Source organism: Granulicatella sp. 20925_1_45 (assembly GCF_041433555.1).
GTDB lineage: Bacteria > Bacillota > Bacilli > Lactobacillales > Aerococcaceae > Granulicatella.
Map to the genome: position 1 here is coordinate 33,029 of NZ_JAPWBR010000009.1, position 21,080 is coordinate 54,108.

Sequence of the window (21,080 nt, forward strand, 5' to 3'; positions counted from 1 at the left end):
TCTAATATGTAAAATCTCAATCCGATTGCTTACCTTTAGAAGTATACGAAAAGCGCCTTGTTTTGTCAACTATTCGCGTGTCCTTCTTCTTTTAAAGGAAGGTGTAAATACACTTTCGTATATGCGTTGGGCTCAGATTCAATTTCCATCGAGAAAGCTTCTCCGAAAAAGAGCGTCAATCGTTCTTGGATATTCTTAATACCAACACCACCGAGTTCTTTGGTGCTCGTTGTATTTTCTTTTATTCCTACCCCATTATCCGCAATACAAATATCTATAAAAGTATCTCTTTTAGACACAGTAATCGTAATTTTCCCAGGGCGTTCTGACTCTTTAATTCCATGATAGATTGCATTTTCTACGAGTGGCTGCAGAACGATTTTTGGAAGCTTGATATCAGGAATATCATCAGGTTCGTCAATCTCATATTCCAATTTGTCTCCATATCGTTCCTTTTGAATAAACAGATATTGACGGACATGCTCGATTTCTTGGCGTAAGGTCACTATCTCTTCTCCAGCATTCAAGGAAAGTCTAAAGTAATTAGAGAGCGCCTTGGTAATGTCTACTACCTTTTGATGGTCTTGAAACTCTGCCATCCAAATAATGGTATCCAGCGTATTATACAAGAAGTGCGGATTAATTTGACTCGTTAACGCCTTTAATTCATAGATGCGGGTCAATGCTTCTTGCTCTTTTTCTTCCTTCATTAAAGTCTCGATTCTCTCGAGCATCTGATTAAAGGTACCTGCTAGCGCTTGGAATTCTTGAGCTCCTTTTTGTTCTGCTCGAATAGTCGTGTCGCCTTCTTCTACTCGTCTCATCACTTGTCCTAGTCTTTTAACAGGTAGTAATTGATAACGTATCAATGTAAAAATACCCAACATACAAATAAGTAAGCTAAGCACTCCAACAACACTGACAATCCCAAGTAGTTTTACTGAGTCTTCTTTAAACCGACTAAATGAGCTAACACCTACTAAGATCCAATCGCTATTTTCAATAGGGCTTTTATGAACAAAAAAATCATCAGACACCATTGAATCCATCGGACTATTGGATATTTCTTGTACCGACATTTGCTTATCAACTGACTCGAAAGCCTCCGAATCCGGATGATAAATAAGTGTACCGTCCTTTTGGATGACAAAAGCATACCCATTTTCCCCTAGAGAAAGTTCTTTCACATATTTTTCTAGTTCGTGATAATCCACATCTAAGCGTATAACGCCAAGATTTTCTCCTGCGTTGCTTTTAACTTCCTGACTAATAGAAATTACGATTTGATTATTTTGATTCTTGATAGACTGAATGATTGGAACATTCGAGTGCTCTAGAGCATCTTGATACCATTTTTGGGCCATCATATCCGCTGAAGTCACCATTTCCTCTTCCATCCCGGTCGTAACTAATCTTCCATCTTTCGTCACCAATCGTATCGATACAAAATCCGGATGACTCTTCAGCATTGTCTCAAGCCATTCATGGATTGCCGCTTCATTTTCAGCTGATGTTTGACTGGCAAAGTCCTTTATTGCCTGCGACTGTGATAAAGATCTTGAAGTAGATTTTAAATTCGAAACGTACTGTTCGATATATTTGGAACTTGTATCAATCTCATGAATGGTATGGTCTTCTACTTCACGATGAAAAACCTCGCTACTTTTTATAAAATAGAAGCTTCCAATTAAAACTACCATGGCAAAAAGCATGATACTTAAATAGGCAAATAATCTTGTTGCAAGAGACTGTTTTTTCATATTTTTGCCCCACTTCTAAAACTTTTAGGGGAAACGCCGACAATCGACTTGAATCGATAAGAGAAATAGTTCATATCTTCTATTCCAACAGATAATGCCACCTCATAAATCTTCATGTCGGTTGATAATAAGAGACGCTTTGCTCTTTGAATCCGTTGCTGGGTCACATACTCTTGAAAGGACATTCCAAGTTCTTTTTTGATTAAAAGGCTAAGGTAGTTCGTACTGAATCCTAATTGCTTTGCAAGTTCACCTAGCGCTAAATTTGGATTTGATAATCGCTCTAAAATCAGCTTCTCGAAATGAAGAGTTCCCGAAGAGGCGTCCTCTTCACTTGCTAATGCCAATAGTTCCCGTTGGCGCTTTTCTTCGTTGAGCTTGGCTACAACTTTCACCAATAAAGCTTCGATTTCTGATTTCGTCACTGGCTTTAAAATATAATCTTCTACTCCAATTTTCACTGCAGATAGTAAATAATCTACATAATCATACCCCGTTAAGAAGATAATTCTCATTTGCGGATATTCTGACCTCACCAATTGCGCAAGAGTAATGCCATCCATTTTCGGCATATTAATATCTGTCAGTAAAATATCCGGCGCTTCTTCTCGTATTTTTTCCAGTGCTTGCTCCCCATTTTCTACTTCCTGAACCGTTGAAATTCCCAGCGATTCAAAATCAATTAAGGATGCAATCCCTCTACGAATAATTGGTTCATCTTCAACTATTAAGATTGAATACATCTTATTCCCCTCCTTTCTCTATTATACTTCTATTCATAACGGTTTTAAATCTATTTTTACTCAAAAAAAGTGCTTCTCTAAAGGAGATTAACTTAGAGAAGCACTGAGTGGTTATTTGACGAAATCGACTAAATAGCCATATCCCTTTGCTTCCATCTCATTGAGTGGGATGAATTTGATGGAAGCACTATTGATACAAAAACGAAGTCCACCTTTTTCTTTTGGACCATCTTCAAAAACATGTCCAAGGTGTGAATTGGCTACCCTACTTCGAACTTCAACACGTTTCATATTAAAACTATTATCCTCATGATAGGTCACAACTTCCGAAGAAATTGGTTTTGAAAAACTTGGCCAGCCGCAGCCAGAATCAAATTTATCTTTTGAAGAAAAGAGCGGTTCTCCGGTTACTACATCTACATAAATCCCTTGTTCATGATTATCCCAGTATTCATTTGAAAAAGCTCTTTCCGTTTTATTTTCACGAGTAACTGCGTATTGTTCCTTCGTAAGTGTTGCTTTTAGAGTCTCTTCGTCAGGTAGTGGATAAAGACTGGCATCAATTACAGGGTCACTCGCCTTTTTAACGTCAATGTGGCAATATCCATTTGGATTCTTCTTCAAGTAATCTTGATGATAATCCTCTGCTATAACGAAATTTTTCAAAGGTTCCGTCTCAACGGCTAATTTCTTACCAAAAGATTCTTCTTTTTCCTTCATGACTTGTTGAATAATGGCGCTATCTGCCTCATCAACATAATAAATACCCGTACGATATTGTCTTCCAGTATCATTTCCTTGTTTATTCACAGAAAATGGATCAATGACTCTAAAGTAATACAACAATAACTCGCGAAGTGAAATCTTATCAGCATCATAAGTAACATGAATCGTTTCCGCATGGTCTGTATCATGAATGAGCTTATAATTGGTCGTTTCAACCTTTCCATTCGCGTATCCACTCACAACATCAATAACACCATTAATTCTAGAAAAGTATTCTTCTAATCCCCAAAAACATCCGCCTGCTAAATATATCTCTTTCATATGTTCACCTTCCTTTTTCATTTCACTTGTAGTGCTATCTGTTTCCATTAGTTTGGTTACCTTATTGGAGATTTCATCAGCTTTTGAATCCTTTGCAAGGGTACCTCCTTTGGCAAAATAAAGCACTCCTAAAAGAATGATGACTACGGCAAAGAGTGTCACCACTAATTTTTTATCCATAGAGAACTCTCCTTTCTTATAGGCTTTCTAGCGTTTTTACGATATCGTCATTAGAAACGTGTCCTGGTTGAACTCTGACAACTTTTCCATTAGCATCGATAAATGCTGAAGTTGGGTATCCAACGACTCCGAGTTTCTTCAAGAATTGACCGTCTTTATCTACGAGTACTGGTAATGAATGGTAGTCTACCCCGTCAAACCATTTTTTGAAGTCCTCTAAAGATTTCTCGCGGTTCACACCAGGTGCAATGACAGTAAGAATCACTGAATCTTTTGGTGGCATTTCAGAAAGTTGTGTAATGTCCGCTAGTCCAGATAGACAAATTGGGCACCATGAAGCCCAAAACTTCAAATAAACTTTTTTCCCTTTATAATCCGCTAATGAAACTTCTTTCCCCTCTAATGTTGTAAAGGTAGCCTGTGTCATATCGTCCATTTCTCCCATCTTTTTGTCCATCTTCTCATCTTTTGAACTCATGTTATCCATCTTCTCATCTTTTGAACTCATGTTATCCATTTTATCCATTTTTTCACCACTCATCGAGCTCATCATTTCAGTGGTTTCTTTCATGTCTTTATTATCCATGCCCATTTGTGAATTTTGACAAGCTCCTAAAAGCAATGTACTAAATAATGCAATCATCAATTTTGTTTTCATTTTCATTCCTCCTAATTTTTAATGGAAAACTTGTGATAGTTGGGAAAAGATAATCGATGCTCCCATCAAAACAATCACGAGTCCTCCGATTTTTTTAAGTAATAATAATCGTTTTTTTGCAAGGTTAAACCATTTAAATGCTACGGTTGAAGCAGCTGATAAGATTAAAAACGGAATGGCCAATCCTAATATATATAAGCAAAGTAAGAAAATACCATAAGTGATACTGGCTTGTTGCGTGGAGATAAGCGTTAGGACCGCACTTAGTACTGGTCCCACACAAGGTGTCCATCCGAAGCTGAAGCTGAGTCCTAATAAGTAACTACTCCAAAGCGATTTTTTATCTTTGATTTCAAACTGAACTGTTTTTTGTTTTTGTAAAAATAGTAAATGGCACAGTTCCATTTGGTGCAATCCCAATAGCACAATCACTACTCCCAGTGTGATATTAAACCAAGGATTGTAAATCAGACTTCCTAATGCAGTTGCCGCAAACCCTAAGAAGAAAAAGACTGTTGAAATGCCTGCAATAAAGATGACCGTTCGAATCATTGGCTTCCAATATATCTCTAATTTCCCAATCTTCAGGTGAGGTCCGTCCTGTTCACTCATCAAAACACCAAAATAGACTGGAAACAGCGGTAGCACGCACGGAGAAAAAAACGAGAATAAGCCTGCTAAAAATACGCTTCCCCATAATACAAAATCCATAAAATCCCTCCTTCAATTTGTATCTTTAGTATACGTCTGGAAGAATCGTAAAAATATAGATTTTCCACACATAAAACTTGATTATGATACGATGATTCAAAAGAATACAAAAAAGCCACGTGAGTTTTCACCCACGTGGCTTAATCATTTATCTATTAGAAGAATATGCTATTATTCTTTTCTGCTTGGTAGTTTTGACGAACACGGTTACCAGCACCTGGTTCCACTTGTTCTAACGCTGACTCAATAATTTGTAATGATTCATCGTATTTGAATGTGTGGTTGAATAGGTCGAGTGCACGACCAATCGCTGTTTCGATTTCAGGATGTGATAAACGGTAACGGTTCGCATGTTGAATCATGTACTCTGTTAATTGCGCATTATCAACGATTTGTTCTGTGAAGATATCTAATTTTTCAACATCTTCTTCGATCACGTTGTTCGCCGCGTTAATTTCAGTCATATCTAATTTCACACGGTTCATCTTTTGCCATAATTGTTCAATACGGTTACTTGTTGCAAAGAACAATTCTAAGTACTCTTTTGGAAGACCTGGTAAGTGGTATTTCTCAATCGTACGTTTCATATTACGTAAGTCTAATTCGAAGACATCTAATCCGTCACGAATCGCTTTTTCTTGGCTACGTAAGTCAGATAAAGTATTAACTAAATCAGTTTGATCTTCATCAATGCTGTTTAATTTATCAAGAACGAGTTCGTAATGTTCTTTCACTACTGAGTAAGGAACTTGATGATTTTCCATCGCCTTGCTGTAGTATTGAACGGCTTCTTGTTCTTTTTCTAATTGCTCAGCAAACTCTTGTACACGAACGAATTCGTTATTTGACAAGATATAGTTTTGAGAAACACGGTCAACTTCGATATTCACATAACGGTTGCTTTGTAATACTTGGTTCAAGCGTTTTTCAACTTGAGCTTTGTTACGGTATACAAATTCACGTGCCTCAATTTCAGCTTCCATCACATCGTAAAGTTGGTCGATTTCACGAGCTACTTTATCTAATTGTTGACGAGCTTCTTCTAATTCTGTAGCAGCGATATGTCCGCGTGCCACTTCAATTGTTTTTTCAATCTTTTCAATTTCTTCAGGAATTGAAATTTTAGAGAATTGGTAATGCTCTTCGACCATGCGAGCATATCCTTGTTTCAAGTCTTCTACTTGTTCGTTGTACTCAGTTTCGATTTCTTTTAATAATTGAGGAACTTGTTCAACGATTGACTCAAATTCTTTCATTTCGTTTTCGATACGTCCAAGTACTTCTTTGGCTTCTAAGTGGTCGCCTTCGTTTGTTAATGTATTAAATTTCGCGAAGTCTAATTCTAAATAAGCTAAACGTTTTTCTAACGTTTCTAGCGCTTCGCCGAATGAGAAACTATGTGCTAATAAGTCTTTGCGCATTGAAGCATAGCGTTCTTGTAATAAGTCTAGCTGTGCGCGGTTTTGTTTTTCACTATCCAATAATTTTTGTAATGCTGAGTAAATTTTATCCACTTCAGCTTTTGTTTCTTCAATCAAGTTTTCAGCTTGTTGTGTCACTTGATTTCCTTTGATGAAGTTTAATTTTTGGATATATTGTTCTGCACTTACTAATGCAGCTTCGATTTCAGGGAATCGGAATCGTGTGATTGTTTGCCATGTTGCTTGCCATGTTTCGTACGTTCTCTTTGTTTGCCCTGTTAAATTCAAGTTTTTCAAAGTATAGAACGTGTCCGCAATTGGCACTGCCATTAACTTATCCTTTTTCTCTGATAATTCTTCAATTACTTTAGTTTGTTTCTTTGTCATGAATATTGCTGTTGCATAACCTGCGGCACCAAGTACCACAATTAGCAATAGAAAGATTACAAATCCCATGCTATAGCCTCCAAATATATATATTTACAGTTTTCACACATAATATCATTAGTAGTATAGCACGTTTTATAGCGATTTAGCAAAAAACTTCAAGGTTTCTGAGTGATTTTTTACTAAATGATTAGTGTCTTAATCGACCAGACTCCAAAGTATAGCGTTTATTGTACAAATCGATAACTTTTGGTACTCTATGCGCTATCTCTACAAATGGAATTTTATCCTTAATGAGAAGTTCCCTAATCATCATCGTTGTATCCTCATCAATAGCAGATGAAAACTCATCTAATAACAGCAATTGGTATTTTCTAAGTAATAGACGTGCTAGACAGATTCTAGCTTTTTCTCCTCCAGAAAGTGATTCATCAAGATTTACTTCTGCATTATGTAGCCCTATTCTATCGACTAGGTAACCTAGCCCTACTTTTTGAAGAACAGACGTCACTTCACTATCAGAATAATCTTCTCCTAGAGAAATATTAAATTTTAACGACTCATAGAAAATCCTTGATTCCTGAGTAAAGAATCCCATGTGTTTCTTTAAATCATCTCCTGAAACTAATTGTCTCTGAATTCCATTATACTTTTGAACTCCATCTTTAGATACATAGAGTCCGTATATTAATTCCAAGAGTGTAGATTTTCCAGAGCCTGATGGTCCCATAATCAGTACTCTATCATTCTCATTAATCTCTAAATCAATTTTGTCTAATATAGTCATTTTTTCAATTTGAACATTACACTGTTGTAACTCAATCGGAAATATTGTACTAATACTAGATTTACTTTCAGAATTATCACATTCAAACTCTGTATACTTTTCTACTCTTTCAATTACAGGAATGATTGAATTAAATCTTTGATAGTAATCTATTGCATTGAGTAAAGGTGTAACAATACGATCGCTAGCTAAATAAATTGCAATAACGGTGGCTAATTTAGTCTCACCAATAATAACTAAATATACCCCAATAGCTAACGGCACAAATGAACTTAATCCTGAAAGTAAATTTGCTAATAACTTCGATGCAAATCGAACATGATTCATTTGAAAATAGGCTTCTTCTGTTTGATTCAATGTTCCCATCAACTTATTCAAGAAGATTTTTTCTACAAAAAAGTTTTTAATGATTGGCTTACTTTTCAAATATTCTTGTTGTTGCAAGATACTTAATTGGTTCACTTCAGCCCATCTCTTTGAATGCTTTCGAATAGATTTAGCAAATAGTTTTGGAACTAATATCGGTAAGAACGATAACGTAATAAAGAGTGCTGCTAACTTTAAATCTATGGCTGATACATACAACAAGGTAACCAACGCAAATACGAGGCAATAGAAAAATCCCATGATAGACTTGATTCCCTGTTCCTCTAATAGTTTTAATTCACTAAGCACTATTGACTCTACTTCCTGTTGGTTAAACTTTCCGTAAAAGAATGCTGTAATGATTTTTTCTTTAAGCGTTAATGTTAATTGTTTTATCATTCTTTGTTGAGAATCTTCCCATATAAATAATCCAAGTCGAATAAGTAAATAACTAAGAATACCTACGATTGAAATTTTTACTAAATCCTCAACTTTTTGAGTGGATGAAACATCTATTAAGCCTGAGATAAAGGAAGGAATAATAATACCGTCTAAAGCCGTTAAAGACATACCAATAGCAATTAGTACTAAGTATTTGCGTGGTAACCACTCCAAAATTTTCTTCATATAATCCATCATTCCACTTCCTAACCAACAAGATTCTAATCAAATTTATGAGTTATTCTTATACTCTCAACTATCATTCATATTCATTATTAACTTCAGTATAGGATATTTGTAAAAAAAAGCAATAACTGAACCGATTGGAATCCTGAATAAACTCCATTTTTGTAGATAAATATCCGAAATTGTTATAACTTCTTAGTTTTTCTCTAGAAAAAAGTATCTTTGACATTCATAAGGCAAGATACATCTGTTTATAAACATCATCTTAAAAGAAAAAGGAGAACGGAAATCCGTTCTCCTAATCACTTACGCTTTTATTTAATTAATTCGTAAATCGCTTCTGCATAAATTGCAGCTGATCTGAATAAATCTTCTAATGCGAAGAATTCATTTGCTTGGTGCATTGTATCGATTGAATCTGGGAAGAGCGCACCATACGCTACACCACGTTCAAAGATACGTCCGTATGTTCCACCACCGATAGATTGTTCGTGAGCTGGTAAGCCTGTTTGACGGTGATATACGTCTAACAATGTTGACACTAACTCATCTTCTGGAGATACATAGTGAGGAACTTGTGCTTTACCGTGAGCAACTGTGAATCCATAACCTGAAGCGACAACTTCTGTCTTAATTTCAAGACCTTCTGCAGTAACGCCTAATGGATAACGGAAGTTCACTACAGCTACCCCACCTAATTCTGGAGTGTAAGTGAAGATTCCTGCATTCGCTGTTAATGGTCCCATCACTTCATGATTGTAGTCCACTTTTAAGTTTTTACCATCAGTATCTTCATGTAATACTTCAGCAGCAAAGGCTAAGTACTTCTTCGCATTGCCTTTGAAGTTGAATTGGTTTAAGAATTTCGCTAAGTGTGTCCCTGCGTTTATTCCTTTATGTGGAGTCGATCCGTGTGCTGATTTACCAACAACGTCTAAGATAACTTTGCCGTCTAATACTTGAGCACTACCTTCAACAGGATTTGCAGCAACATATGCCAAGAAGCGGTCAACCACTTCGTCCGCATTTGGAACAACGATTTCCGCATGGGCATCTTGAGGAACCATGTTTTCACGTAAGCCTGCATCGAAGCTTAATAATTGGTAGTCGCCTTCAGCAACGCCAGCAGGAATATCATAGTGTAATGAAAGAATTCCTTTTTCACCATTGATGATTGGGAATGTTGCGTCTGGTGAGAAACCAAAGTCCGGCATTTCTTCTGTTTGGAAGTAACGGTCCATACATTTCCAACCTGATTCTTCGTCTGTTCCGATAATGAAACGAACACGTTTTGAAACTGGTAATCCTAATTCTTTGATGATTTTTAATGCGTAGTATGCTGCCATACTTGGTCCTTTGTCATCGCTTGAACCACGCGCATAAATACGATCATTAATAATTTGTGGTTCGAAAGGATCTGTATCCCATCCAGTACCCACTGGAACAACGTCCACGTGACCTAATACACCAAGAGTTTCTTTGTAGTCTGGATTTGGTGCAAATTCAATGTGTCCTGCTAAGTTTCCAACTTGTTTTGTTGTAAAACCATCACGTTCACCGATTGCTAAGAATGCTTCAAGTGCTTCTTTAGGTCCAGGTCCTACTGGTGCATCCTCTGTTGCTTTAGAATCATCACGTACACTGTCGATACGTAATAATGTGAATAAATCTTTTAATAGATCTTCTTTACGAAGTTCTACTTCTTTTTTCCAATCAATTGTCATCCAATCGCTCCAATCTCTATCAAGTAGATTCAATAGTCTTATCTTACCATTTTTAGAAAAGGATGAAAAGCGGTTAAACCCTTTCTATAACAAATAAAAGCCTAGGATTTCTCCTAAGCTTTCGTTATTCATGAATCATTAATGATTCTAATTCTTCTTCGGTTAAAGGTCTGCTCTCTCCTAACGTGAGGCTCTCATCTAACTTGAGTGGCCCCATCGTGAGCCGTTGCAAATCGACAACGGTTTTCCCACAGGCTTTGACCATTCGTTTCACCTGGTGGAATTTCCCTTCTTTCAGGTGAATCTGAACAACCGATTCATCCTGCGTAGTGCTCAGAATATCCAGACGCGCTGGCATACACTCCGTTCCATCCGATAATACGATGCCCTTCTCAAAAGCAGTGACATCTTCTGCTGTCATCACCCCTACGACTCTTGCCTGATAGATTTTTGTGACGTGTTTCTTCGGTGAAAGAAGTCGATGCGCCAATTCTCCATCATTTGTCAAAAGTAATAAACCGTGCGTATCGATATCCAAACGCCCAACTGGGAAGACTCCTTTTTTAAAATAAACTGGATCGATTAAATCCAGAACCGTCTTATGAAGATTATCTTCTGTGGCACTAACGACTCCTTTAGGCTTATTCATCATCATATAGACGAACTCTTCATACTGAATTTTTTCACCATCAAACATTATGTCATCCGTTTCAGGATTCACTTGAACTTTCCCATTGGTGACGACTTTACCGTTGACGGTAATTCTTTTGGCCTTTAATAAAGATTTGACCTCGGAACGAGTTCCAAGGCCACAATCTGCTAAACATTTATCTAATCTCATTATTTCATCCTCAATTTACGACGAATGCCACCAACGCGTGCGCCAAGCATTTCATCAGCTAATCGATTCTTTAAGGTAATTAATCCGTAAGTCACAACTCCGACAAAACCTACAGCAACAACTGCAATAAGTGCACGGACTTTGCCACCGATTGGCATTACATGTTTAATCGTGTATAAAGTGAGTGCCGAAGTAATCGCCATCGCAAGGGAAGCAAGAAGTACTTGTCCGAATTTCTTCAATACGTAATTCAAATCGAATCGTGTTAATTGAAGTACGTGACGACACATATAAAGTGTTGCGACAAAAAATGCTACTGAGCTGGCAATTAACGGACCTGCTCCACCTAGGAAGTAAATCATCATTGGTTGCCATAGCAATTTAATAAGCACTGTAAATCCTAATGCTTTAATCGCAATGATATGTTGTTCCATCGATTGCAGGATGTACGTGAACGTTACGAATAATCCTAAAAACACACACATGATACTTGAAACCATTAATAAATACGTTCCTGTTGGGTCTGGTGAATAGAACACATTATAAATTGGTTCTGAGACAATCGCCATCCCTACAGAAGCTGGAATCATGATGTAAGCAAATAATCCGAGGTTATTGGCAATCACGCGTTTCACTTCTTCACGGTCATTCACTGAATAATGAGCCGCAAGTAGTGGCAATGCCGCTGTTGAAATACTCATCGCAAGCGAAATGACAATCATAATCACCTTATTCGCATTAAATCCAAATAAAGTAATCAATTCTTTCCCTTCTTCAAACGAGAAGTTCGTAAAGATTGGAACCAGACGTTGGAAGGTTTCTTGGTCAATCAAGCTGATGATTTGAATACTTGAAGTCACTAACACGAAAGGTAACGCCTCACGCATGACTTCGAAAATAATTTTCCAGAAACTTAGTGGACGTTCAGGACGCCCTTCTTCCATTAATTCCATCATCCCTTTATGGTCACGGAACATCTTATAAGCTAAGTATAAGAATGCGATGACCGCACCGACAAAGGCCGCAAACGTAGAATGCGCTACAGCGACGACGAATCCGCCGTGGATGACACGCATCACAAAATACGTTAACCCTAACATGTACAAGATACGGACGACTTGCTCCCATAATTGAGATTTCGCAGAAGCCGCCATCTCATTATATCCTTGATAGTATCCACGCATTAAGCTAAGCGGTGGAATAATGAGTACCGCAGGCGTTAGCGAACGAATGACCATAATACTGTCCGCGACTTCTTCAGGAGTAGCTCCTTTTGCAAAAAGTGGCGCTGCAAAATACATTCCCGCCGCAAAGACCACTCCAAGGAATGTCATAAAGAGCATCGTTCCTTTGAACAAGCGCCAACTCGTTTTATAGTCTCTTCTTGCTTGGTTATCCGCTACGATTTTAGAAATCGCAACAGGAATCCCTGCCGTTGATATTTGTAATACTAAAGCATAAATATTATAGGCGATAAAATATAAGTAGTTCGCATTATCCCTATCGGCACCCATCCACATTCCCCAAGGGATGATATATAGTGCTCCAAGTAATCTTGAGACGATATTCCCAATCGTTAACCAAGATGAACTTTCCAAAAGAATTTGTTGCGAATTTTTCTGATTTCGAATTTTATCACTCAGGCCTACATAAGGCTTTCTTTTAAACATATATTGAAAAATCCTCTTTCTTAAATTATACCAACCATAAGAGTACATTATTTTAATGTAAAATGCTAGCAATCTTATGAAACCTTAAGCAGTTGGTCATAATTGCATACAAAAAGAACCGAGCTGAAGCGCTCGATTCTTTTGATTGATTAGTCTAATAAAGTTGTTTGTCCTTCTTCTTCCACTTCGACAGGAGCTGCTACTCCAATGCCATAGTGAGCACGAACTTTTTGATTCAAGTCGGCAACGACTTCTGGATGGTCTGCCAAGTATGCTTTAGCATTTTCACGACCTTGACCAATCTTCTCATCGTTATAAGCGTACCATGCACCACTCTTCTTCACGAAGTCGAGGTCTGCTGCCATGTCAAGTAATTCCCCAAGTTGAGAAATTCCTTCTCCGTACATAATATCCACAACAGCTGTTTTAAATGGTGGAGCCACTTTATTTTTAACAACTTTGATTTTAGTTTGGTTCCCTAAGATTTCAGTACCTTGTTTAATTTGATCAGCACGACGTACTTCTAAACGAACAGTCGCATAGAATTTCAACGCACGTCCACCAGGTGTTGTTTCAGGGTTTCCGAACATAACGCCCACTTTTTCACGGATTTGGTTGATAAAGATTGCGATTGTTTTTGTTTTGTTAATAGAACCTGATAATTTACGTAATGCTTGAGACATTAAACGAGCTTGAAGACCTACGTGTGATTGTCCCATGTCGCCATCGATTTCGGCACGTGGAACTAACGCAGCTACTGAGTCGACGATTACAATGTCAACGGCTCCTGATGATACTAAAGCATCTGCAATTCCTAATCCTTGTTCCCCTGTATCTGGTTGAGATAATAATAATTCATCAATGTTTACGCCTAAAGCTTTTGCGTATTCTGGATCTAGAGCATGCTCAGCATCGATAAACGCTGCCACTCCACCACGTTTTTGAACTTCCGCAACAGCGTGCAATGCCACTGTTGTTTTACCTGAAGATTCTGGTCCGTATACTTCGATAATACGTCCACGTGGGAATCCACCTACACCTAATGCGATGTCTAATGCAAGAGACCCTGAAGATACTGTTTGAATTTGTGTATCTACTTTTTCTCCTAATTTCATTACGGCACCTTTACCGTAGCTCTTTTCAATTTTCTTTAGCGCATCTTCCAATGCTCTTTGACGATTTTCATTTTCTGCCATGTTTTAATTCCTCCACGAATTTTAAGTCAAACATATTGTACACTATGTTCTATTCCATGCGCAAGCAATATGCGAACATTTGTTCTTATTTTATTCGAGCTTGTTTTAATAAATATTTTCTAAGTAAATTCCAACCATGTTGTACCGCGAATTCACGGTTGTCGTTACGAGTACGTGCAAGGTGTAATTCTAACACTTCTACATCTGTTTGAGACGCTAATGCCACGAAAATCGTTCCGACTTCTTTTCCTTCCATTTCACTTGGTCCAGCGACTCCTGTAAATGAAATTCCCAAATCACTTTGATAATGGAGTCTTGCTTGTTCGGCCATCGCTTTAGCACATTCTGCACTCACCATTCCGTATTGATCGAGTAAAGTGCTGTCAATTCCTAGTTGCGTTTCTTTCGCTTCTCGTTGATAAGCAACTGTTCCTCCTTGGAAATAGGCGGAGCTTCCTTCGAACGCCACGACACTTGCTGCGAACAATCCTCCTGTTAAACTTTCAGCACAGGCAATCGTGAGTCCGGATTCTTTTAATAACTCAACGGTCACTTCTTGTAATGAATTGTGGTCCCCATATCCATAGAAGAATTCTCCCACTTGCGATTGGATGAGTAGTTCCATTCCGTCAAGAAGGTCCCTGCACTCTTCTTCTGTTTCCCCATTCGCCGTTAAACGAAACATGACTTCGAATTTACCGGCATATGGTGCAATCGTTGGATTTGTTTGTCCCTCGATTAAATCTTCTAGGATAGTCACTAAGCGTGATTCTCCAATTCCAAAGAATCGTAAGTAACGAGATTCGAATAAATCCACTTTGCCCACTTTTTTTCTTAAGAAAGGTAATACTTCTTTTTGCATCATCATTTTTAATTCATTTGGTGGTCCAGGGAGAACAATGAATTGTCGGCCATCTTTTTCAAAACCACAACCAACTGCAAGTCCATTATGATTTTCAAAAACAGTACCGCCCTCGAATGCGAGTGCCTGTCTACGATTATTTTCACTCATGTCGCGATGAGAACGCACGTGAAAATCGATCACTTTTTGAAGAGCTGCCTCATCTTCGACAAGTGGCACATTTAAAAATCGCGCCAGTACTTGTTTCGTAATATCATCTGTCGTTGGTCCAAGACCTCCAGATAAAATAATCAACTCACTTCTTGAAGCGGCTAATTCAATCGCTTCATACATTCTTTCTTCATTATCCCCAACCACTTGTTGATAGTATGTTGGAATTGAATTTTTTGCTAATTCTTGGGCTAGGTATGCACTATTCGTGTTCACAATTTGCCCCATTAGTAACTCTGTACCAACTGCAATGATTTCAGCATTCATAATTTCGCCTTCCTTACACTCTTTTTCGAAAAATAAAAAGCCCAAAACAACTGTTTCAGGCTTTGTTTGTTATTCTGTTTTAGTAAATGAATCCGCAAATACATGTCGATTCTTTACAAAATAATCCAAACCTGAATAGATTGTAAATACTAAACAACTATAAAGTAAGATTTGTCCGATTGGAATTCCAATGGCCTTAAAAAACAAATCATCTGTTAATAGGAAAATAATTGCCAACATTTGAGTAGCGGTTTTTACTTTCCCAGGCCAAGCAGCTGCCATGACTTCGCCATCTGTCACCAGTAATAGTCTAAGCCCTGTTACTGCTAATTCACGACAAACAATGATACTCACAACCCAAGCAGGAGCTAAGTTAAATGACACGAGCATAATGAATGCGGTCATCACTAGCATTTTATCTGCTAAAGGATCAGCGAACTTCCCAAAGTTTGTCACTAATTTGTATTTGCGTGCTAAATATCCATCAAGATAATCTGTAAAACTAGCTACTGCGAAAATAATCATCGCCAAGAAATGAACTACACTGATTTGAGAGCCTACAAGACTCATCACACCGAGCGCTTCACTTGGAAAACACATGAGGATGATAAACACCGGAATCATGAAAATTCGCAATACGGTTAATTTATTTGGTAAATTCATCGCAATTCTCCTATTGAATCGTGATATAAATACGTGTTGCTGTTGAACCTTCAGGAATTGTTAGTTCAACACCACCAACTGTAATCGTACCTAATGGAGTATATCCAAAGTCCATACGGATCGTTGTTGTTCCTTCAGGAATTGAACCAGTCACTGTTTGATTTGTTGCTGGAACTCCGTCTGCCACCACTTTACCATCCGCTGAAATTTGTGCCCATAAAGCATTTCTTGCTTCATTAAGTACTTTCACATCTAATGGGAATTTACTTACATTCGCAATATAGTACAATGCATTTCCGTTCGCATATGAATAAGTAACGCTTGTCACTTCTGGAGCTGCAGTTGTCGTTGTAGCAACAGTTGTTTCTGCTGCAACAGCTGTTTGCGTTGTAGCTTGTGTCGTTACAGGCGTATTGCGTTGCGCACGGTTGCTAAATACAGCTTGCCCGATTGCAAAAATAATCGCTACGATGAACATTCCCAATAAAATAGTTGGGAAGTAATTTTTAAGAGTATTGGATACTGAAGACCATTTACTCTTGTTTTTATTTAAACGTGAACGATTACTTGAAGTAGTCGTATATGTTGTAGAAGGAGTTGTCTTCACAACAGCCTGCGGAATTTCAGATGCATGCTCTTCTAATAAAGCTGCTCCATCTAATCCAACTGTATCAGCAATTTGTTTGATGAATGCGCGTGTATAAAACGCACCTGGCATCAAGTCGAAGTCATTATCTTCAATTGCGATTAAATAACGTTTTTGAATTTTTGTAATTTGTTGCAAGTCATCAAGAGTGTAGCCTTTTAATTGCCTTGCACTTTTTAAAATTTCTCCGATTGTTTGTGTCATTATTTCACCATCTTTTCATTTTCTCATTGAAAAGTATACCATATCTTGAAAATGAAAAAAACAAAAAGAAGTCGCTATGTAGTGTTTAGCCTATTTTACAAACTGAATATATAGTGTATCTTCCTTTGAGTGACCATTTGGAAGGTGCGCTTTTAGGGTGAATTGATGTGCTTTCTCGTTCCATTCTACTCTCACCGTGCCACTAGAAAATTGAATGGTATCCGGAAAAGTCATCTCGTCCCCATTAAAAGACAGTTTTTGCCGTACAGTCTGACTCGCAATCTCAAGCAATATGTCCATTCGATACCCATCTTCCAGAAGGCGATATTCAAGAGTGTTGTGGGCATGAATTTTGAGTAGTGCGATAATAAGGAAACTGGCAATCGCAAGTAACGCCAGAAACTGAAATAGTAGCGTTCCTTTTCTTTTAAGGTTTTTCATTTTTCTTTTCCTTAGCCTCTTTCACTTTGACATAAATGGCTCGATTCTTTGGCGCGAAATTTAAGCGAAAAGTACTTCCTTGGTTGAGCGTTGTCGAAATCAGTAACCTGCTCCCGTTTCTTTTGATAGATAGCCTTCGAATGCCATAAAGAAATGGTTGGTGTCCTCCACTTCCTCCTGCTCCTTTATAAATCTTCCCGCCATCTTTCCAACTAGAAACGAGTGTAATCACTTCTGTTTTCTCAGATGTCATATTTTCAAAATGTGCGGTATAAGGATCATAACCATTAAACGATGTCAGCCTAAAGCCAGCATAATTAAAATTCATTTGCTGAACGGCGACATGCCATTTAATATCGTCAGGAACATTGAGCCGGTCCTTGATTTTTAGAAACGCCGTAGAAAGTCCCATAAACGCTACTAAACTAATCGAGATAATCACGAGCGCAATTAGGTGTTCAATGAGTAGAAATCCGGACTTTTTTCTCGGTAATCGCATTGATTTGAAACACCTCCTCATGCTCTCCGCAAGAGACCGTCACCACTGTTGGAGAGGCTGCTGTATTTACTTTTTCAAATGTCACTTTTTTCATCTTTTGAAACTCTTCGCTTGGCAATTTGTTAACAGCCACAGGATAAGTAGCACTCGCTTGTAAATCCATTAACTGAGTAGCCGCAGCATCCAAAAAGCAGCCTTTAAGTTGTTGCCTATGATACAGCTGTCCCATCATAAAGCTGATTAAAGACACAATAACGGTCAAAACCATCAGACCGATTAAAGCTTCCAGCAATACATACCCTCTACTTTTCGGTAATTTCAACATGATACTTAGCCTCCCCTAATTGAAAAACATAAGTGTACCTGCGATTTCGTCCATCAAAAGTCACGGATGAGAACTGATTAACATTCCCACTATAGGGTTTAAAACCATACGTTTGAACAGAATAACTTTTCATCGTATCCGGAAAGCGAATCTTCTTATCCAATTCTCTAGCCCCATGACAATTTAATTCAACGATACCACCTGAGACCGTTACAAACGAACCTTGTCCCGTTGAAATAGCTGTAATCTGCGCCGTATCCATCACTTGCTCAAACTCTCTTAGAAATACTTCTTCCTTCCAATTTACATAGGAATGACTAATCAAAGGCGGAGTAAGTATCAGTAAGAAGCAAGCAATGGCGAGCGCAATTAAGCATTCAACAAGCGTAAATGCTCTTTTTTTCATAATTAATGTTAATTATTTTCAACTGCAGTTTTATCTGCTTTGTTATAGGCATCTAGTTGGTTTTTATCAATATACTTTTGGTTAAGCAATTCATCCACTGTTGGAGCAGTATTTGTATTCTTATCCAACATATACGCTTGCTTTTGGTTCTCGATTATATGCACAATAGCAGCATCCGATTTTTTCTTTGCTTCTTCTCGTTGGTGTGCAATATTTGGAATAAGTAGCAGCATCATCAAGCCAATAATAAAGAGGCACACGAGTAATTCGATTAACGTGAAGCCTTTTTTCTTTGTTTTCATTTTCATTTTAATTTCCTCCAATCATCGTTAGTGTCGGTAGTAATAAGATCAGATACATGGAAACGATGAGGAATCCAATCCCCATAAGTAGTAACGGTTGAATCCACTTGATTTTCTTTTCGATGCCTTGGGTAAATTCGTCGAGCATTTGGTCGGCGTATACTTGTAGTTGCACGTCTAATTGCCTTGTCTTTTCTCCTTCTAATACCAGCCAGATAAACTCCTGCCGGAATAGCTTCATCTTCTCAAGCGCCGTAGAAAAAGATTCTCCTTGAATCAGCTGTTCTTCTAGTTTCTGCGCAATCATCTTCGACAATGCGCTTGTTCCTTCTTTTTTGAGTTCGGACACCATCGACAATAGCGACTGCCCATTTCCGAGAAAATACGAGAACTCTCGTGCATACAAAAACGTCACGTATTGCTGCGCACTCTTTCCAATGACCGGCAGTGAAATCAACATGCGAAACTGATCATAGGTGCTCTTTCTCTTCCAATACAAGCGAACTGCAAAAATAATGATTAGGAGCACTATTAGAAATCCTAACGCCAGCTGTGGTAAATTTTGAAACCCAAGCCATATCCAATAAAGGAAGCCAGACTGCTTGAGTTGTTCTTCTTGTACCATGCTGGAAAGTTGGTCGAGTAACAGCATTCGGATACAGAGCACCATCCCGATAACAAACGTAAAAAGAAACGCAGGATACATCATCATCTGCTGCATTTTCTTTTGTTGTTTTTGCTTCCTGGTTAAAAACTCTCCAATCGATGCACAAGCATTCTCGAAGCTACCAAACTGCATGGATAAATAAATTTGTGAGGTGTTCGTTTCTGAGTACCCGACCCGTTTCAAGCACTCATCAAACCGCCGCCCTTCTCCAAGCGTATCCCGCATTTGTTCGAGGTCTTTCTTCTCTCCTTCGAATAAATATTCTAGAAATTTGAGCGCCTCATCCAAGCTGAACCCTTCCTGAAGTAAATGAGCAAGCTGAATGAGGAAGCGACTTTGAACAGGCCCCTTCCATTTCTTAGATAATTTGATAGGTTTCGTAAGTTTTGTCCGTAATGTATCCCAATGCATAAGCCTTCCTCAATACCTTATTAAAAGGATGTACTCTTTCTTCATCAGTCCCGAATTGATTCGTTTTAAAGAAATGCGCTAACTTCTCATGAGTTTCAATTTCAAAAATCGTTCCTCGCTTTTCTCCGTTTGTTAAATGATTACAATGAAGTTCACATTCCTTACCACATAGTCCACAATACCGAGGGAGAAGGCGTTGTGAACAAATCGCGATAATGGTTTGCTCGAGCATTGTCTTACTAACTCCCAGTTCCAAGAGCCTTGCTACCACTCCATTACAGTCTTTGGCGTGAACGGTCGCTAGAATTAAGTGCCCTGTTAAGGCTGCACGTATCGCCATCTTTGCCGTCATTTCGTCTCGGATTTCACCGATGAGTAAAATGTCTGGGTGATGACGCAGGCAACTCTTAATGAGTAATTCGTACGTAATTCCAGCCTTCTCGTTAATCTCCGTCTGTAAAAACATCGGCTCATGATACTCCACTGGGTCTTCCATCGTAATCACTTGAAGCGTCTTTTCTTGCATACGTCCTCTGAGCAAAGCATACATCGTACTCGTCTTCCCAGAACTGACCGGTCCGGAAAATAAAATCAATCCGCTTTTATAGCGTAGGAATTGTTGTAAGAGCGCCCAGTCCTTTGGGAAATAAGTCATCGACCGAATCGACGCCTTTTCTTTTTTAGACCGATGCAAGAGCCGGATAACCATGGATTCCTTCTGCTTAAAATTCGTAATCACTGATAATCTCAGTTCAATCATCTGGTCCTTTGAAATCTCAAAAGTTAAGGAACCACTCTGCGGTCTTCGTCTCTCTCCGACATCCATTCCCGCTTGATACTTTAAGTACGAAATAAATTGCAAAGCTACTTCATCTGAAATTCTTCTCAACTCTTTTAACCCATTGACATCTCTTAAATAAAATACATACTCCTCTCCAACCGGTAATAAATGAATATCATCTAATTGGTGTTTAATGGCTTGCGTGAACACTTCCGTTGCTAATTCATTCATTTCCATCGTTCTTCCCCCACTCTTTGACTAGTCATAAAGAACTACGA

Annotated in this window: 21 protein-coding genes; all 21 read right to left on the reverse strand. The window is 38.2% G+C overall.

The features are described 5' to 3' along the window. Positions 1–65 precede the first annotated feature (65 nt). Entirely contained in the window at positions 66–1,760 is a 1,695-nt protein-coding gene (locus O3798_RS04280; protein WP_371463563.1) for a sensor histidine kinase, read from the reverse strand. Next, complete coding sequence (locus O3798_RS04285) at positions 1,757–2,503, reverse strand: response regulator (protein ID WP_285251872.1); 747 nt, start codon at positions 2,501–2,503, stop codon at positions 1,757–1,759. The genes O3798_RS04280 and O3798_RS04285 overlap by 4 nt, the downstream gene beginning before the upstream one ends. A 111-nt stretch (positions 2,504–2,614) precedes the next feature. Next, complete coding sequence (msrB, locus tag O3798_RS04290; RefSeq protein ID WP_371463565.1) at positions 2,615–3,730, reverse strand: peptide-methionine (R)-S-oxide reductase MsrB; 1,116 nt, start codon at positions 3,728–3,730, stop codon at positions 2,615–2,617. Between the two features lie 16 nt (positions 3,731–3,746). Further along, the gene (locus O3798_RS04295; protein WP_285251874.1) at positions 3,747–4,388 is read right to left on the reverse strand and encodes a redoxin family protein; all 642 of its coding nucleotides are present in this window, start codon (positions 4,386–4,388) and stop codon (positions 3,747–3,749) included. Positions 4,389–4,406: 18 nt separating this feature from the next. Continuing rightward, positions 4,407–5,099: a cytochrome c biogenesis CcdA family protein gene (locus O3798_RS04300; protein ID WP_371463567.1), complete on the reverse strand. Its 693-nt coding sequence runs from the start codon at positions 5,097–5,099 to the stop codon at positions 4,407–4,409. Positions 5,100–5,254: 155 nt separating this feature from the next. Then, positions 5,255–6,976 (reverse strand): septation ring formation regulator EzrA, encoded by a 1,722-nt coding sequence (locus tag O3798_RS04305; protein WP_371463569.1) that lies wholly within the window; start codon positions 6,974–6,976, stop codon positions 5,255–5,257. A gap of 121 nt (positions 6,977–7,097) precedes the next feature. Beyond that, the gene (locus O3798_RS04310; RefSeq protein ID WP_371463571.1) at positions 7,098–8,696 is read right to left on the reverse strand and encodes an ATP-binding cassette domain-containing protein; all 1,599 of its coding nucleotides are present in this window, start codon (positions 8,694–8,696) and stop codon (positions 7,098–7,100) included. Between the two features lie 305 nt (positions 8,697–9,001). Beyond that, positions 9,002–10,411 carry a dipeptidase PepV gene (gene pepV, locus O3798_RS04315; RefSeq protein WP_371463573.1) on the reverse strand — a complete coding sequence of 470 codons (1,410 nt, stop codon included), beginning with the start codon at positions 10,409–10,411 and terminating at the stop codon, positions 9,002–9,004. 124 nt (positions 10,412–10,535) lie between these two features. Next, positions 10,536–11,252 (reverse strand): pseudouridine synthase, encoded by a 717-nt coding sequence (locus O3798_RS04320; RefSeq protein WP_371463575.1) that lies wholly within the window; start codon positions 11,250–11,252, stop codon positions 10,536–10,538. Continuing rightward, positions 11,252–12,922 carry a polysaccharide biosynthesis C-terminal domain-containing protein gene (locus tag O3798_RS04325; RefSeq protein WP_371463577.1) on the reverse strand — a complete coding sequence of 557 codons (1,671 nt, stop codon included), beginning with the start codon at positions 12,920–12,922 and terminating at the stop codon, positions 11,252–11,254. The genes O3798_RS04320 and O3798_RS04325 overlap by 1 nt, the downstream gene beginning before the upstream one ends. Positions 12,923–13,071: 149 nt before the next feature. Next, entirely contained in the window at positions 13,072–14,118 is a 1,047-nt protein-coding gene (gene recA / locus O3798_RS04330; protein ID WP_371463579.1) for a recombinase RecA, read from the reverse strand. Between the two features lie 85 nt (positions 14,119–14,203). Beyond that, on the reverse strand, positions 14,204–15,457 hold the full coding sequence (locus O3798_RS04335) for a competence/damage-inducible protein A (protein WP_371463581.1): 1,254 nt from the start codon (positions 15,455–15,457) through the stop codon (positions 14,204–14,206). A gap of 69 nt (positions 15,458–15,526) precedes the next feature. Beyond that, positions 15,527–16,120, reverse strand: coding sequence for a CDP-diacylglycerol--glycerol-3-phosphate 3-phosphatidyltransferase (gene pgsA, locus O3798_RS04340; protein WP_371463583.1), 594 nt, complete (start codon positions 16,118–16,120; stop codon positions 15,527–15,529). Positions 16,121–16,130: 10 nt separating this feature from the next. Then, a complete protein-coding gene (locus O3798_RS04345) occupies positions 16,131–16,970 on the reverse strand; it encodes a helix-turn-helix domain-containing protein (RefSeq protein ID WP_048710573.1) in 840 nt (279 codons plus the stop codon). A gap of 90 nt (positions 16,971–17,060) precedes the next feature. Further along, complete coding sequence (locus tag O3798_RS04350; protein WP_175814589.1) at positions 17,061–17,411, reverse strand: hypothetical protein; 351 nt, start codon at positions 17,409–17,411, stop codon at positions 17,061–17,063. Next, the gene (locus tag O3798_RS04355) at positions 17,398–17,910 is read right to left on the reverse strand and encodes a competence type IV pilus minor pilin ComGF (protein WP_175814587.1); all 513 of its coding nucleotides are present in this window, start codon (positions 17,908–17,910) and stop codon (positions 17,398–17,400) included. The genes O3798_RS04350 and O3798_RS04355 overlap by 14 nt, the downstream gene beginning before the upstream one ends. Continuing rightward, positions 17,870–18,235 carry a hypothetical protein gene (locus O3798_RS04360; RefSeq protein ID WP_175814586.1) on the reverse strand — a complete coding sequence of 122 codons (366 nt, stop codon included), beginning with the start codon at positions 18,233–18,235 and terminating at the stop codon, positions 17,870–17,872. The genes O3798_RS04355 and O3798_RS04360 overlap by 41 nt, the downstream gene beginning before the upstream one ends. Beyond that, entirely contained in the window at positions 18,213–18,641 is a 429-nt protein-coding gene (gene comGD, locus O3798_RS04365) for a competence type IV pilus minor pilin ComGD (protein ID WP_175814585.1), read from the reverse strand. The genes O3798_RS04360 and comGD overlap by 23 nt, the downstream gene beginning before the upstream one ends. Positions 18,642–18,649: 8 nt before the next feature. Continuing rightward, complete coding sequence (comGC, locus tag O3798_RS04370) at positions 18,650–18,949, reverse strand: competence type IV pilus major pilin ComGC (protein WP_208451435.1); 300 nt, start codon at positions 18,947–18,949, stop codon at positions 18,650–18,652. A 1-nt stretch (position 18,950) separates the two neighbouring features. Continuing rightward, a complete protein-coding gene (gene comGB / locus O3798_RS04375; protein ID WP_371463589.1) occupies positions 18,951–20,021 on the reverse strand; it encodes a competence type IV pilus assembly protein ComGB in 1,071 nt (356 codons plus the stop codon). Further along, a complete protein-coding gene (gene comGA, locus O3798_RS04380; RefSeq protein WP_371463591.1) occupies positions 19,969–21,039 on the reverse strand; it encodes a competence type IV pilus ATPase ComGA in 1,071 nt (356 codons plus the stop codon). Before comGA ends, comGB begins: the two co-directional genes overlap by 53 nt. Positions 21,040–21,080: the final 41 nt, after the last annotated feature.

What these genes read in the sequence shown, in the direction of transcription:
- O3798_RS04280 (WP_371463563.1), bottom strand. Translation starts at nt 1,760, where the DNA reads ATGAAAAAACAGTCTCTTGCAACAAGATTATTTGCCTATTTAAGTATC.
- O3798_RS04285 (WP_285251872.1), bottom strand. Translation starts at nt 2,503, where the DNA reads ATGTATTCAATCTTAATAGTTGAAGATGAACCAATTATTCGTAGAGGG.
- msrB (WP_371463565.1), bottom strand. Translation starts at nt 3,730, where the DNA reads ATGGATAAAAAATTAGTGGTGACACTCTTTGCCGTAGTCATCATTCTT.
- O3798_RS04295 (WP_285251874.1), bottom strand. Translation starts at nt 4,388, where the DNA reads ATGAAAACAAAATTGATGATTGCATTATTTAGTACATTGCTTTTAGGA.
- O3798_RS04300 (WP_371463567.1), bottom strand. Translation starts at nt 5,099, where the DNA reads ATGGATTTTGTATTATGGGGAAGCGTATTTTTAGCAGGCTTATTCTCG.
- O3798_RS04305 (WP_371463569.1), bottom strand. Translation starts at nt 6,976, where the DNA reads ATGGGATTTGTAATCTTTCTATTGCTAATTGTGGTACTTGGTGCCGCA.
- O3798_RS04310 (WP_371463571.1), bottom strand. Translation starts at nt 8,696, where the DNA reads ATGGATTATATGAAGAAAATTTTGGAGTGGTTACCACGCAAATACTTA.
- pepV (WP_371463573.1), bottom strand. Translation starts at nt 10,411, where the DNA reads ATGACAATTGATTGGAAAAAAGAAGTAGAACTTCGTAAAGAAGATCTA.
- O3798_RS04320 (WP_371463575.1), bottom strand. Translation starts at nt 11,252, where the DNA reads ATGAGATTAGATAAATGTTTAGCAGATTGTGGCCTTGGAACTCGTTCC.
- O3798_RS04325 (WP_371463577.1), bottom strand. Translation starts at nt 12,922, where the DNA reads ATGTTTAAAAGAAAGCCTTATGTAGGCCTGAGTGATAAAATTCGAAAT.
- recA (WP_371463579.1), bottom strand. Translation starts at nt 14,118, where the DNA reads ATGGCAGAAAATGAAAATCGTCAAAGAGCATTGGAAGATGCGCTAAAG.
- O3798_RS04335 (WP_371463581.1), bottom strand. Translation starts at nt 15,457, where the DNA reads ATGAATGCTGAAATCATTGCAGTTGGTACAGAGTTACTAATGGGGCAA.
- pgsA (WP_371463583.1), bottom strand. Translation starts at nt 16,120, where the DNA reads ATGAATTTACCAAATAAATTAACCGTATTGCGAATTTTCATGATTCCG.
- O3798_RS04345 (WP_048710573.1), bottom strand. Translation starts at nt 16,970, where the DNA reads ATGACACAAACAATCGGAGAAATTTTAAAAAGTGCAAGGCAATTAAAA.
- O3798_RS04350 (WP_175814589.1), bottom strand. Translation starts at nt 17,411, where the DNA reads ATGAAAAACCTTAAAAGAAAAGGAACGCTACTATTTCAGTTTCTGGCG.
- O3798_RS04355 (WP_175814587.1), bottom strand. Translation starts at nt 17,910, where the DNA reads ATGCGATTACCGAGAAAAAAGTCCGGATTTCTACTCATTGAACACCTA.
- O3798_RS04360 (WP_175814586.1), bottom strand. Translation starts at nt 18,235, where the DNA reads ATGTTGAAATTACCGAAAAGTAGAGGGTATGTATTGCTGGAAGCTTTA.
- comGD (WP_175814585.1), bottom strand. Translation starts at nt 18,641, where the DNA reads ATGAAAAAAAGAGCATTTACGCTTGTTGAATGCTTAATTGCGCTCGCC.
- comGC (WP_208451435.1), bottom strand. Translation starts at nt 18,949, where the DNA reads ATGAAAATGAAAACAAAGAAAAAAGGCTTCACGTTAATCGAATTACTC.
- comGB (WP_371463589.1), bottom strand. Translation starts at nt 20,021, where the DNA reads ATGCATTGGGATACATTACGGACAAAACTTACGAAACCTATCAAATTA.
- comGA (WP_371463591.1), bottom strand. Translation starts at nt 21,039, where the DNA reads ATGGAAATGAATGAATTAGCAACGGAAGTGTTCACGCAAGCCATTAAA.